This window comes from Methylibium sp. Pch-M, assembly GCF_004136295.1.
Lineage (GTDB): Bacteria > Pseudomonadota > Gammaproteobacteria > Burkholderiales > Burkholderiaceae_C > Methylibium > Methylibium petroleiphilum.
Genome location: NZ_CP029606.1, coordinates 3,362,443 through 3,375,500, shown reverse-complemented (window position 1 = coordinate 3,375,500; position 13,058 = coordinate 3,362,443). Strand labels below are relative to the sequence as shown.

Genomic DNA, 13,058 nt, shown 5'->3' with positions numbered 1-13,058 from the left:
TTCGAGCGATGCCGAAATCAACCACCCTGCCCAGCGCCGAGCGCGGGATCCGCCAGCGTGCGGTGGCCGATGCGCGCCGTGCGCTGGTGCTGGACGCCGCGCGCGCCGCCTTCTTCGAGCTCGGCCTCGAACGCGCCAGCGTGCGCGAGATCGCCCGCCGCGCCGGCTACACGCCGGGTGCGATCTACAGCTACTTCGCGAGCAAGGAGGAGATGTACGGCGCGCTGCTCGGCGAATCGCTCGAGCGCTTGAACCAGGCCGTGGCCGCGGCCCGCCCGGCGGCGGCGCGACGCGGCGAGCCGGCCGAGGCGGCGACCCTGCGCAGCGCCGCCAATGCCTTCTTCGGCTTCTACCGCGAGAACCCGCGCGACCTGGATCTGGGCTTCTACCTGTTCCAGGGCCTGCAACCGCGCGGCCTGACGCCTGAGCTCAACGAGCAGCTCAATGCCCGCCTGCGCGCGGCGCTGGCGCCGGCGCAGCGCGCGCTGGCGCAGCTGGGCCTGGGCGAGCGCGACGCCCTGGCGGAGGTGACCGCACTGTTCGCGCACACCGTGGGTCTGCTGCTGTTGAGCCACACCGGCCGCATCCGCATGTTCCACCAGGAATCGCAGGGCCTGTTCGATCGCTATCTCGACGCGCTGGTCGAGCGTGCCCTGGGCCGGTCGAAAGGAGCCGCATGATGATGACGAACGCGATGTCCGCACCGGGCAGCACGCTGGTGCTGGTGGATTTCCAGCAGCGGCTGATGCCGGCCATCGCCCACGCCGACGAGGTGCTTGCGCAGGCGACGCTGCTGGCTCGGGCCGCCCAGCTCCTGGGCATCCGCACCCTCGGCACCGAGCAGAACCCGACCGGGCTGGGACCGAGTGTCGAGAGCTTGCGTCAGTTCTGCGAAAGTAGCCTGTCGAAAATGCACTTCGACGCCTGCGCCGACGGCCTGTCGGAGCGCATCCGCGAGGCGGTGGGCGCGAGCGGCGACGTGGTGCTGGCCGGCTGCGAGGCGCATGTGTGCCTGCTGCAGACCGCGCTGGGGCTGTTGCGGGCCGGACATCGCGTGTGGGTGGTTGCGCCGGCCTGCGGATCGCGTAAGGTCGCGGACCACGGCCTCGCGATGCAGCGGCTGCGCGAGGCGGGTGCGGGGGTGGTCAGCACCGAGATGGTCGTTTTCGAGTGGCTGCATTCGTGCCGCCATCCGCGTTTCAAGGAGGTGCTCGCGCTGCTGAAGACCCCGGCCGCCTGAGCCCCCCGACAAGAAGACAGACAGAACACTGGAGACAAGCGCATGACCGACTACGCCACCTTCTACCGCCGCTCGATCGAAGACCCGAAGGGGTTCTGGGCCGAGCAGGCCGAGCTGATCGACTGGCACCGCCCGTTCGACGAGGTGCTCGACGACAGCAAGCCGCCGTTCACCCGCTGGTTCGTCGGCGGCCAGACCAACCTCTGCCACAACGCCGTCGACCGCCACGCCGCGCAGCGCCCCGACGCCAACGCCCTCATCTGGGTCTCCACCGAAGTCGGGCAGGAACGCACCTACAGCTACGCCGAACTCCAGCGCGAAGTCGAACGCATGGCCGCCGGCCTCGTCGAACTCGGTGTCGGCCAGGGCGACCGCGTCCTCATCTACATGCCCATGATCCCCGAGGCCGCCTTCGCCATGCTCGCCTGCGTGCGCATCGGCGCCATCCACTCCGTGGTCTTCGGCGGCTTCGCCAGCGTCAGCCTCGCCAGCCGCATCGACGACGCCCAGCCCAAACTCATCGTCAGCGCCGACGCCGGCAGCCGCGCCGGCAAAGTCGTCCCCTACAAACCCCTCCTCGACGAAGCCATCCGCCTGGCCAGGAACAAGCCCCAGCACGTCCTCATGGTCGACCGCGGCCTCGCCCCCAGCCAACCCGTCGAAGGCCGCGACATCGACTACGCCGCCCTCCGAGCGCGCCACCTCGACAGCCGCGTCCCCTGCACCTGGGTCGACGCCACCCACCCCAGCTACACCCTCTACACCAGCGGCACCACCGGCACCCCCAAGGGCGTGCAGCGCGACACCGGCGGCTACGCCGTCGCGCTGGCCGCCAGCATGAAACACATCTACCTCGGCAACGCCGGCGAAACCTACTTCTCCACCAGCGACATCGGCTGGGTCGTCGGCCACAGCTACATCGTCTACGGCCCGCTGCTGGCCGGCATGGCCACCATCATGTACGAAGGCCTGCCCATCCGCCCCGACGCCGCCATCTGGTGGAGCCTGGTCGAGAAGTACAAAGTCACCGCCATGTTCAGCGCCCCCACCGCCGTGCGCGTGCTCAAGAAACAGGACCCCGCGGCCCTCAAGAAACACGACCTCAGCAGCCTGCGCGCCCTGTTCCTGGCCGGCGAACCGCTCGACGAACCCACCGCCCAGTGGATCGCCGACGCCCTGGGCGTGCCCATCGTCGACAACTACTGGCAGACCGAATCCGGCTGGCCCATCCTCAGCATCGCCAACGGCGTGCAGCGCCAGCCCAGCAAGTTCGGCAGCCCCGGCATCCCCACCTACGGCTACAAGGTCAAGCTCGTCGACGACACCAGCGGCGAAGAACTGCACGGGCCCCACCAGAAAGGCGTGCTCGTGGTCGAAGGCCCGCTGCCGCCCGGCTTCATGCAGACCGTCTGGCGCGACGACGACCGCTTCGTCAACACCTACTGGAAGAGCGTGCCCGGGCGCAGCGTCTACAGCAGCTTCGACTGGGGCATCCGCGACGAGGACGGCTACTACTACATCCTCGGGCGCACCGACGACGTCATCAACGTCGCCGGCCACCGGCTGGGCACGCGCGAGATCGAGGAAAGCGTCTCCAGCCACGCCAACGTGGCCGAGGTCGCGGTGGTGGGCGTGGCCGACCAGCTCAAGGGCCAGGTCGCCGTCGCCTTCGTGGTGCCCAAGGACGCGCGCGGGCTGGAGGAGCCGGCGGCAAGGACGAAGCTCGAGGGCGACATCATGAAGACGGTGGACCAGCAGCTCGGGGCGGTGGCGAGGCCGGCGCGGGTGCACTTCGTGACGCTGCTGCCCAAGACCCGTTCGGGCAAGCTGCTGCGCCGGGCGCTGCAGGCGGTGGCCGAGGGCCGCGACCCGGGCGACCTGACCACCATCGAGGACCCCTCGGCCCTGCAGGCCATCCGGGAGCTGCTCGGGCGGTGAGGCGCGGCGGGCGGCGCGCGCCTCAGGCGCCGCGCCGGAAGCTCGCCAGCAGCGCGCCGGCCGCGATGAACAGGCTGCCGAACACGCGGTTGATCCAGCGGATCTGCCGCGGCGTCTGCAGGGCCCGCAGCACGCGGGCGGCCAGCGCGGTGTAGACCGCCATCACGACCAGGTCGGTGAAGCCCAGCGTCGCCGCGATCACCAGGTACTGCGGCGCCAGCGGCGCGGCCAGGTCCAGGAACTGCGGCACGACGGCCAGCAGGAACACCGTGCCCTTCGGGTTCACCGCGTTCACCATCCAGCCGCGCAGCACCAGCGTGCCGACGCGCGGCGCGGCGGCTTCGGCGGCGGCCTGCACCAGCGGCACCGCCGGCGTCCGCCACTGCTGCACCCCCAGCCACAGCAGGTAGGCGACGCCCAGCCACTTGATGACTGCGAAGGCCGTCGCCGACGTGGCGATCAGCGCGCCCAGGCCCAGGCCGACCGCGAGCACCTGGGTCAGGATGCCCAGCACCAGCCCGAAGGTCATGCAGTAGCCGCGCACGAAGCCGTAGCGCGCGCCAGCGCTCATGGCTGCCACCGCGCCGGCTCCCGGCGAGATGCTGATGGCCCAGGCGGCCAGGAAGAAGGTCAACCAGACGGTGAGTGACATGGGGGCTCGGCAGGAGTTCGAGACCAGGACTTTAGCGGGGCCGGGTTTGTGACGCTCAAGGAAGGCCGGCAAGTGCCGAAAAAGGGGCACGCCAGGGCCATTCCCCGGCCAGAACCTCATGCACGACAGCCCCACCATCGACGTTCGGAAGCTGCGGATCGGACTCCACGTTCACCTCGACCTGGGGTGGATGGAGCACCCGTTCCCGCTCAACAACTTCCGCATCTCGACCGAACAGCAACTCGAGACGCTGCGCGGGCTGGGCCTGGACCGCGTGCGCATCTCGCCGCAGCGCAGCGACAGCACGACGCTGCAGAGCCTTGTCGGCGAGGGCGTGCTGAGCGCCGAGGTCGCTGGCGTCGAGGCGCCGGTGGCTGCGGCTGCCGACGCCGATGCGGCGCCGGTCGTGCCGGTGGAAACGCCCGAAGCCGCTGAGCGCCGACTGCGCCGCGAGGCCTTGCTGGCTGAGCAGGCGTGTGCGGCCCAGGCCGAACGCCACTACAGCGAAGCAGGGCGTGTGCTGAGGCGCAGCTTCGAACTCGCGAGCAGCCAGCCGCAGGCCGCGCGCGAACAGACCGAGGCGCAGGTCAACGGCTTCCTCGACAAGGTGCTCGGCGCCCAGGAAATGGCGATCCGCCTGCTCAACGAGGGCGCGGGCGACCGCGGCTCGATGCACGCGATCAACGTCACCGTGATCTCGCTGCTGCTGGGCAAGCAGATGGAACTCGGCAAGGCTGAGATGTTCGACCTGGGCACCGGTGCGATGCTGCACGACATCGGCAAGACGGAGCTGCCCGATCGCGTGCGATGGATCGACCCGCTGTCGCCCAGTGTGTCCAGCCACGAGCGGCAGTTCTACCAGGAGCATGTCTCGCACGGCGTGACGCTCGGCCGCAAGATGGCGCTGTCGCCCGGCGCGCTGCTGGTGCTCGCGCAGCACCACGAATACGCCGACGGCACCGGCTTCCCGCTCAAGCTCGGCGCCGACCGGATGAGCGCCGCCGCGAAGATCGTCGCGCTGGTGAACCGCTACGACAATCTGTGCAATCCGGCCACGCCGGCCCAGGCGCTGACGCCGCACGAGGCGCTGGCGCTGATGTACGGGCAGATGAAGGCCAAGTTCGACAGCGCGGTGTTCGGTGCCTTCGTCAAGATGATGGGGGTGTATCCGCCAGGCTCCGTGGTGCAGCTGACCGACGACCGTTACGGCATGGTCGTCTCCGTCAACTCGGCCCGGCCGCTCAAGCCCTGCGTGCTGGTGCACGAGCCCAGGCAGCCGCGCAACGAGGCGGTGCCGCTGAACCTCGAGACCACGCCGACGCTCGGCATTCGCCGCAGCCTGAAGCCGCAACACCTGCCGCGCGCCACGCTCGACTACCTGTCGCCGCGACCGCGCGTCTGCTACTTCTTCGAACGCGCCCGCGAGACCGGCGCGCTCGACGCGCGGGGCAGCGCATGACGACGCCCCCGCCCGTGTGGGAGCCGCTGATCGGCAGCCTGCTCGAGGCCGTCTGCCTGGTCGAGCCGTTGACGCTGCACATCGTCGCGGCCAACGAGGCCGCGGCCTCGTTGTTCGGCCTGCCGGTGTCGGCGCTGGTCGGCCGACCGGCGATCGAGCTGTCGGCCACGCCCGAGGACGAGTGCTTCTGGGAGGACATGGCCGCCGGCGTCGGCACCGCCGAGGGCCCGCAGATCCACTCGGACAGCTTCGTGCGCCATGCCGACGGCCGCATGATCCCCGTCGAGCGGCGCGTCAACCGCATCTGGATGCGTCCCGGCCAGGCGATCTTCGTGCTCGGCCTGCGCGATCAGAGCGCCCAGCGCCAGGCCGAGGACGAGCTCGAGAAGCTGGTGGCCGAGCTGCGCGCCACGCTCGAGTCGACCGCCGAGGGCATCCTCGTCACCGACCTGCACGGCGCGATCCGCGGCTGCAACCAGCTGTTCGCGCAGCTGTGGGACATGCCGGTCGAGCTGCTGACGCAGCGCGACGACAGCCAGATCCTCGAATGGATGCGCGGCCATGTCATCGACGAGCAGCGTTTCGTCGAGCGTCTGGGCGAACTGGACCGCGATCCGCTGCTGCGGGCCAGCGATGTGCTGCGCCTGCGCTCCGGGCGCGTGCTCGAGCGCGTGGTGCTGCCGCAGTATGGCCGCGGCCAGCCGATCGGCCGGGTCTGCTCGTTCCGCGACATCACCGAGCAACTGGCCAGCGCCGCGCGCCTGCAACTTGCCGCGCAGGTGTTCGAGTCCAGCCTCGACGCGATCTTCGTGACCGACGGCGAGCACCGCATCGCCGCCGTCAATGCCAGCTGCGAGCGCATCACCGGCCTCGGCCGCGAGCAACTGGTCGGCCTGCGCACCGAGGCCCTGCTGCATCCGCCCGGCGCCGACGACGCCGACACCGCCTGGTTCGAGCTGGTGCGTGAGCAGCTTGCGCACCGCGGCGTCTGGGAGGGCGAGCTGTGGCATCGCCGTGCCGACGGCAGCACGCTGCCGGGGCAGGTGTCGCTGGTGCGGCTGGCCGCGGAAGGCACCGATCCGGGCGAGGCCGGCGTGCGCCACGTCGGCTTCTTCAAGGACCTGACCGAAACCGTGGCGGCGCAGAAGCGCATCGAGGAGCTGGCCTTCACCGATGCGCTGACGGGCCTGCCCAACCGCGTGATGCTGGCCGAGCGCCTGGACTTCGCGCTGGCGATGTCGCACCGCCACCAGGCGCCGTTCGCGCTGCTGTTCCTCGACCTCGACCGCTTCAAGCAGATCAACGACTCGCTCGGTCACGTGTTCGGCGACCGCGTGCTCGTCGAGGTGGCCGAACGGCTGAAGACCTGCCTGCGTCAGATCGACACCGTGGCGCGGCTGGGCGGCGACGAATTCGTGATGCTGCTGAACCAGACCGACGCGCGCGGCGCCGAGGCCATTGCGCGGCGCGTGCTCGAGGTGCTGGGGCAACCGTTCACGCTGGAGGGCATGAGCTTCAGCGTCACCGCGAGCATCGGCATCGCGATGTACCCGAACGACGGCGAGTCGATGGACGACCTGATCAAGAACGCCGACGCCGCGATGTACCGCGTGAAGGAGCGAGGCCGTGCCGGCTTCCGTTTCTACCAGCCTCAGATGAACGTCGACCTGCTGGCGCGCATGAAGCTGGACCACTCCATGCGCCTGGCGCTGGAGCGCGGCGACTTCCGGTTGCACTACCAGCCGCAGATCGACATCGCCTCGAACGCGGTGGTGGGCGCCGAGGCGCTGCTGCGCTGGCGCGACCCGGGCCTCGGCGACGTGTCGCCGGGCGAGTTCATCCCGGTGGCGGAGGAGAGCGGCTTCATCGTCGCGTTGGGTGACTGGGTGCTGCGCGAGGCGGTGCGGCAGGCCGCGCTGTGGCGTGCGCAGGGCCGCTCGATGGTGGTGTCGGTGAACGTCTCGGCGCTGCAGTTCCAGCAGGCCGACTTCGTCGATCGCGTGGCGACGGCGCTCGCCGAGGCCAAACTGCCGGCGGCCTGGCTCGAGCTCGAACTGACCGAGTCGATCCTGATCCGCGATGCCGACGAGGCCCTGCAGCGCCTGCGCGCGCTCGACCGGCTCGGCGTGCAGCTCGCGATCGACGACTTCGGCACCGGCTACTCGAGTCTCGGCTACCTGAAGCGCTTCCCCATCCGGAAGCTCAAGATCGACCGCAGCTTCATCAAGGGCCTGCCGGGCGACGAGAGCGATGCCGGCATCGCGCAGGCGGTGATCCAGGTGGCGCGCGCACTGCGGTTGCGCGTGATCGCCGAAGGCGTGGAGACCTTGGCGCAGCGCGACTTCCTGCAGCGCGCCGGCTGCGACGAGATCCAGGGCTTCCTGTTCGCGCCGGCCCTGCCGGTCGCGGAGTTTGAGGCGCGGACCGCCAGGATGCTCGATCTGCCCAGCGGGGCGAAGGCCCGCGCGCTGGCCTGAATCCCGAGAAGACTGTACATAAATACAGTATTCTGTGGCCCTCATGGCCACGATCCGCCCCGCGCCACCGGCCGACCCGATCAAGGGCCGAGGCATCGCCGTGCGCATCGCCCACCGCTATGAGCGCGACGAGCGGGAGACCGTCGACGACGGATGGGAATCACCGGCCGCCGAAGATGACGGCGAACGGCCACCGCCGGTGACCCAGGTCAGCGAGGAGCACGTCAAGACCCTGCTCAGCGCGAACGACTCGCCGGACATTCCCTTCAGTTTGTCGATCAACCCCTACCGGGGCTGCGAGCACGGTTGCAGCTACTGCTATGCGCGGCCGACTCACAGCTACCTGAACCTGTCGCCCGGCCTGGACTTCGAGACCCGGCTGGTCGCCAAGGTCAATGCCGCCGAGCGACTGCGCGCCGAACTGGGTCGGCCGGGCTACCGGCCCAGCGCCATCAACATCGGTTCCGTCACCGACGCCTACCAACCCGTCGAGCGTCGGTTGCGCCTCACCCGCGCAGTGCTGGAGGTGCTGACCGCCTGCGAGCACCCGTTCAGCATCGTCACCAAGTCGGCCGGCGTCGAACGCGACCTCGACCTCATCGCGCCGGCTGCGCGCCGCGGGCAGGCGATGGTGTTCATCAGCGTCACCACGCTCGATGCTGGCCTGTCGCGCCGGCTCGAGCCGCGGGCGGCCTCCCCGCAACGCCGTCTGCAGGCCGTGCAGCGACTGGCCGAGGCCGGCGTGCCGGTGGGCGTGAACGTGGCGCCCATCATTCCCTTCGTCAACGAGCCCGAGATCGAGCGCCTCGTCGAGGCTGCCGCGCGGGCCGGGGCGAAGTCCATCCACTACACCGTGCTGCGCCTGCCCTGGGAGGTGGCGCCGCTGTTTCGCCAGTGGCTGGAGCAGCACGTGCCGGAGCGCGCGGCGCGCGTGATGGCGCGGGTGCAGGAGATGCGCGGCGGCAAGGACTACGACGCCGACTTCGCCACCCGCATGAAGGGCGACGGGCCGTGGGCCGACCTGATCCGCCAGCGCGTGCGCAAGGCCGAGGCACGACAGGGCCTGGTGCGCGAGCGCGTGGTGCTCGACACGAGCCGCTTCCGTCCGCCGCCCGGCGATCCGGCGCAGCAGACGCTGTTCTGAAGCCTGCGCCGCCCGTCTTTACGCTTTCTTGATGCGCCCGGCGCGGCTTTGTACGCCGTCCTGAGGCGGCGATTCCTAGCATCTCGTGCATGGAATCATCGTTGCCCGGAGGTGCACATGGACGTCGTGATGCTGGGGCTGCTGGCCCTGTTCGTGGCGGCGATTGCGGGGCTGGTGCGGGTCTGCGATTCGCTCGGAGCCCGGCCGTGAGCGGCCTCTACCTGCTCGGCGGCGCGGTCGCCGCCGGCCTGCTGGCCTACCTGCTGCATGCCCTGCTGAAGGCCGAGGACTTCTGATGAACTCGCAAGCCTGGATCCAGCTCGCGGTCTTCCTCGCGCTGCTGATGCTGCTGGCCTGGCCGCTGGGCCGCTGGCTCGCCGCTGTGGCAGAAGGGCGCCTGCCGCAGGGGTTCGCGCCGCTTTGTCGTGTCGAGACGGCGCTCTACCGCGCGGCCGGCATCGACGCTGCAGCCGGCATGGGCTGGAAGGCCTATGCGCTCGCGCTGCTCGCCTTCAATGCGCTGGGCGCGCTGGCGGTCTATGCGTTGCAGCGGCTGCAGGGCGGGCTGCCGCTGAACCCCCAGGGACTGCCCGGCGTCGGCGCCGACTCGTCACTCAATACCGCGGTCAGCTTCGTCAGCAACACCAACTGGCAGGGCTATGCCGGTGAAACGACGATGAGCTACCTGACGCAGATGCTCGCGCTCGGCGTGCAGAACTTCCTGTCGGCCGCGACCGGCATCGCGGTGGCCTTCGCGCTGATCCGCGGCTTTGCGGCGCGCTCGTCGTCGGCCATCGGCAACTTCTGGGTCGACGTGACGCGCATCACCGCCTACGTGCTGCTGCCGCTGTCGCTGGTGTTCGCGGTCTTCCTGGTGAGCCAGGGCGTGATCCAGAACTTCCAGCCCTACCAGGACGTGTCGACGCTGGAGGGCGCGGCGAGCACCCCGCAGACGCTGGCGATGGGCCCGGTCGCGTCGCAGGAGTCGATCAAGATGATCGGCACCAACGGCGGCGGCTTCTTCAACGCCAACTCGGCGCACCCTTACGAGAACCCGACGCCGCTGTCGAACTTCGCGCAGATGCTGGCGATCTTCCTGATCCCGGCCGGCCTCGTGTTCGCCTTCGGTCGCCTGGTGGGCGACGTACGCCAGGGCGGCGCGCTGCTGGCGGCGATGACGGTGATGTTCGTGCTGGCGGTCGTCGCCGTCACGAGCCTGGAGCAGCGGGGCCATCCGCAGCTGGCCGCGCTGGGCGTCGACCCGGTGGCGAGCGCGCTGCAGTCGGGCGGCAACATGGAGGGCAAGGAGGCGCGCTTCGGCATCGCGGCCTCGGCGCTGTTCGCGGCGATCACCACCGCGGCCTCGTGCGGCGCGGTGAATGCGATGCACGATTCGTTCATGCCGCTCGGCGGCGCGGTGCCGCTGCTGCTGATCCAGCTCGGCGAGGTGGTGTTCGGCGGCGTCGGCTCTGGCCTGTACGGCATGCTGGTGTTCGCGATCCTGGCCGTCTTCATCGCCGGGTTGATGATCGGCCGCACGCCGGAGTACCTGGGCAAGAAGATCGAGCCCTACGAGATGAAGATGACGGCCGTCGTCATCCTCGTCACGCCGCTGCTGGTGCTGCTGGGCACGGCCATCGCGCTCACCGCCCCCGCCGGCCCGGCGGGGCTGGGCAACCCGGGACCGCACGGCTACACCGAGATCCTCTACGCGCTCAGCTCCGCGGCCAACAACAACGGCAGCGCCTTCGCCGGCCTGTCGGCCAACACGCCGTTCTACAACCTGCTGCTCGCGGTGGCCATGTGGTGCGGCCGCTTCGGCGTGATCGTGCCGGTGCTGGCGATCGCCGGCAGCCTGGCAGCCAAGAAGCGCCTGCCGGTCACGGTCGGCACGCTGCCCACCCACGGGCCGCTGTTCGTCGTGCTGCTGATCGGCGCGGTGCTGCTGGTCGGGTTGCTGAACTATGTGCCGGCGCTGGCGCTGGGTCCGGTGGTCGAGCACCTGATGCAGGCCGCGGCGCGCTGAGCCCGCGGAGAACCCCATGAACAACGACAGGACCTCCCTCGCGCTCCTCGACCCGGTGTTGCTGCGGCCGGCCATCGGGGCGGCGTTCCGCAAGCTCGATCCGCGCGTGCAGTGGCGCAATCCCGTGATGCTGGTCGTCTACGTCGGCAGCCTGCTGACCACCGGGCTGGGCGTCCAGGCGCTGCTCGGTGCCGGCGAGGCACCGCCGGTCTTCATCCTGGCGGTGGCCACGGGGCTGTGGTTCACCGTGCTGTTCGCCAACTTCGCCGAGGCGCTGGCCGAGGGCCGCAGCAAGGCCCAGGCCGCCTCGCTGCGCGGCATGAAGCGCAAGGGCATCGCGAAGAAGCTCGAGCAGCCGCGCCATGGGTCGTCATGGCATCCGATGCCGGCCGATGAACTGCGCCGGGGCGCCGTGGTGCTGGTGGAGGCCGGCGACACCATCCCGCTCGACGGCGAGGTGATCGAGGGCGCGGCCTCGGTCGACGAGAGCGCGATCACCGGCGAATCCGCACCGGTGATCCGCGAGTCCGGTGGCGATTTCGCATCGGTGACCGGCGGCACGCGCGTGCTGTCCGACTGGCTGGTGGTGCGCATCGCGGTGAACCCGGGCGAGGCGTTTCTCGACCGCATGATCTCCATGGTGGAGGGCGCGAAACGCCAGAAGACGCCGAACGAGATCGCGCTGAACATCCTGCTGGTCACGCTGACGCTGGTGTTCCTGGTGGTCGTGGTGACGCTGCTGCCGATGTCGATCTTCGCCGTGGAGACGGCGAAGCAGGGCACGGCGGTAACGATCACCGCGCTGGTCGCGCTGCTCGTCTGCCTGATCCCGACGACCATCGGGGCACTGCTGTCGGCCATCGGCGTGGCCGGCATGAGCCGCATGATGCAGGCCAACGTGATCGCCACTTCGGGGCGCGCGGTCGAGGCGGCCGGCGACGTCGACGTGCTGCTGATGGACAAGACCGGCACCATCACGCTCGGCAACCGGCAGGCCTCGGCCTTCCTCGCCGCGCCGGGCGTGAGCGAGCCGGTGCTGGCCGATGCGGCCCAGCTCGCGTCGCTCGCCGACGAGACGCCCGAGGGGCGCAGCATCGTGGTGCTGGCCAAGCAGAAGTTCCGGCTGCGCGAGCGCGAGCTCGCGGCGCTGGGCGCGAGCTTCGTGCCCTTCAGTGCGCAGACCCGCATGAGCGGCGTGGACTGCACCATCGACGGCGCTGCGCGGCAGCTGCGCAAGGGGTCGGGCGAGGCGATCCGCCAGTGGGTCGAGGCGCAGCGCGGCCACTTCCCGGCCGAGGTGCAGCGCATCGCCGACGAGGTGGCGCGCCGGGGCAGCACGCCGTTGCTGGTGGCGCAGTCCGACGGGCAGGGCGCACGCGTGCTCGGCGTCGTGGAACTGAAGGATGTCGTCAAGGGCGGCATCAAGGAGCGCTTCGCCGAACTGCGCCGCATGGGCATCCGCACCGTGATGATCACCGGCGACAACCGGCTCACCGCGGCGGCGATCGCAGCCGAGGCCGGTGTCGACGACTTCCTGGCCGAGGCCACGCCCGAGGCCAAGCTGAAGCTGATCCGCGACTACCAGGCCGAAGGGCGGCTGGTGGCGATGACCGGCGACGGCACCAACGACGCGCCGGCGCTGGCCCAGGCCGACGTGGCGGTGGCCATGAACACCGGCACGCAGGCCGCGAAGGAGGCCGGCAACATGGTCGACCTCGACTCCAATCCGACCAAGCTGCTGGAGATCGTCGAGACCGGCAAGCAACTGCTGATGACGCGCGGCTCGCTGACCACCTTCTCGATCGCCAACGACGTGGCGAAGTACTTCGCCATCATCCCGGCGGCCTTTGCCAGCACCTACCCGCCCTTGCAGGCGCTCGACGTGATGCATCTCGCCAGCCCGTCGTCGGCCATCCTGTCGGCGGTGATCTTCAACGCCGTGGTGATCGTGTTCCTGATCCCGCTCGCGCTGAAGGGCGTGGCCTACCGCGCCATCGGCGCGGCCGCGCTGTTGCGTCGCAACGTGCTGGTCTACGGCCTGGGCGGGCTGGTGGTGCCCTTCGCCGGCATCAAGGCGATCGACCTGCTGCTGGGTGCGACGCACTGGGTCTGACACGGAGAG

10 protein-coding genes are annotated in these 13,058 nt (G+C 70.1%); 9 read left to right on the top strand and 1 reads right to left on the bottom strand.

The features are described from left to right. Positions 1-8 precede the first annotated feature (8 nt). Genes C1M51_RS16255 through C1M51_RS16245 form a run of 3 tightly spaced genes read left to right on the top strand, consistent with a single transcriptional unit; the run spans position 9 to position 3,178 of the window. Positions 9-680, top strand: a complete 672-nt coding sequence (locus tag C1M51_RS16255) for a TetR/AcrR family transcriptional regulator (protein ID WP_129451431.1) — start codon at positions 9-11, stop codon at positions 678-680. Beyond that, positions 680-1,240 (top strand): isochorismatase family protein, encoded by a 561-nt coding sequence (locus tag C1M51_RS16250; protein WP_129452235.1) that lies wholly within the window; start codon positions 680-682, stop codon positions 1,238-1,240. The genes C1M51_RS16255 and C1M51_RS16250 overlap by 1 nt, the downstream gene beginning before the upstream one ends. A gap of 42 nt (positions 1,241-1,282) precedes the next feature. Beyond that, positions 1,283-3,178: a propionate--CoA ligase gene (locus tag C1M51_RS16245; RefSeq protein ID WP_129451429.1), complete on the top strand. Its 1,896-nt coding sequence runs from the start codon at positions 1,283-1,285 to the stop codon at positions 3,176-3,178. 22 nt (positions 3,179-3,200) lie between these two features. Here the strand turns inward: C1M51_RS16245 and C1M51_RS16240 are convergent, their stop codons facing one another. Beyond that, the gene (locus C1M51_RS16240) at positions 3,201-3,830 is read right to left on the bottom strand and encodes a LysE family transporter (RefSeq protein ID WP_129451427.1); all 630 of its coding nucleotides are present in this window, start codon (positions 3,828-3,830) and stop codon (positions 3,201-3,203) included. A gap of 118 nt (positions 3,831-3,948) precedes the next feature. Between C1M51_RS16240 and C1M51_RS16235 the strand changes: the two genes are divergently transcribed. The 6 genes from C1M51_RS16235 (at position 3,949) to kdpB (ending at position 13,049) form a co-directional block, all read left to right on the top strand. Then, positions 3,949-5,289, top strand: a complete 1,341-nt coding sequence (locus C1M51_RS16235; protein ID WP_129451425.1) for an HD-GYP domain-containing protein — start codon at positions 3,949-3,951, stop codon at positions 5,287-5,289. Then, positions 5,286-7,766, top strand: coding sequence for an EAL domain-containing protein (locus tag C1M51_RS16230; protein WP_129451423.1), 2,481 nt, complete (start codon positions 5,286-5,288; stop codon positions 7,764-7,766). The genes C1M51_RS16235 and C1M51_RS16230 overlap by 4 nt, the downstream gene beginning before the upstream one ends. 43 nt (positions 7,767-7,809) lie before the next feature. Beyond that, on the top strand, positions 7,810-8,910 hold the full coding sequence (locus C1M51_RS16225; protein ID WP_129451422.1) for a PA0069 family radical SAM protein: 1,101 nt from the start codon (positions 7,810-7,812) through the stop codon (positions 8,908-8,910). A gap of 206 nt (positions 8,911-9,116) precedes the next feature. Further along, positions 9,117-9,206 (top strand): K(+)-transporting ATPase subunit F, encoded by a 90-nt coding sequence (gene kdpF / locus C1M51_RS16220; protein ID WP_129451420.1) that lies wholly within the window; start codon positions 9,117-9,119, stop codon positions 9,204-9,206. Beyond that, positions 9,206-10,936, top strand: coding sequence for a potassium-transporting ATPase subunit KdpA (gene kdpA / locus C1M51_RS16215; RefSeq protein ID WP_129451418.1), 1,731 nt, complete (start codon positions 9,206-9,208; stop codon positions 10,934-10,936). Before kdpF ends, kdpA begins: the two co-directional genes overlap by 1 nt. Before the next feature lie 16 nt (positions 10,937-10,952). Next, the gene (gene kdpB, locus C1M51_RS16210) at positions 10,953-13,049 is read left to right on the top strand and encodes a potassium-transporting ATPase subunit KdpB (protein WP_129451416.1); all 2,097 of its coding nucleotides are present in this window, start codon (positions 10,953-10,955) and stop codon (positions 13,047-13,049) included. The last annotated feature ends 9 nt before the right edge of the window (positions 13,050-13,058 follow it).

Coding starts and splice junctions, on each gene's coding strand:
- C1M51_RS16255 (WP_129451431.1), top strand. CDS start 9: ATGCCGAAATCAACCACCCTGCCCAGCGCCGAGCGCGGGATCCGCCAG.
- C1M51_RS16250 (WP_129452235.1), top strand. CDS start 680: ATGATGACGAACGCGATGTCCGCACCGGGCAGCACGCTGGTGCTGGTG.
- C1M51_RS16245 (WP_129451429.1), top strand. CDS start 1,283: ATGACCGACTACGCCACCTTCTACCGCCGCTCGATCGAAGACCCGAAG.
- C1M51_RS16240 (WP_129451427.1), bottom strand. CDS start 3,830: ATGTCACTCACCGTCTGGTTGACCTTCTTCCTGGCCGCCTGGGCCATC.
- C1M51_RS16235 (WP_129451425.1), top strand. CDS start 3,949: ATGCACGACAGCCCCACCATCGACGTTCGGAAGCTGCGGATCGGACTC.
- C1M51_RS16230 (WP_129451423.1), top strand. CDS start 5,286: ATGACGACGCCCCCGCCCGTGTGGGAGCCGCTGATCGGCAGCCTGCTC.
- C1M51_RS16225 (WP_129451422.1), top strand. CDS start 7,810: ATGGCCACGATCCGCCCCGCGCCACCGGCCGACCCGATCAAGGGCCGA.
- kdpA (WP_129451418.1), top strand. CDS start 9,206: ATGAACTCGCAAGCCTGGATCCAGCTCGCGGTCTTCCTCGCGCTGCTG.
- kdpB (WP_129451416.1), top strand. CDS start 10,953: ATGAACAACGACAGGACCTCCCTCGCGCTCCTCGACCCGGTGTTGCTG.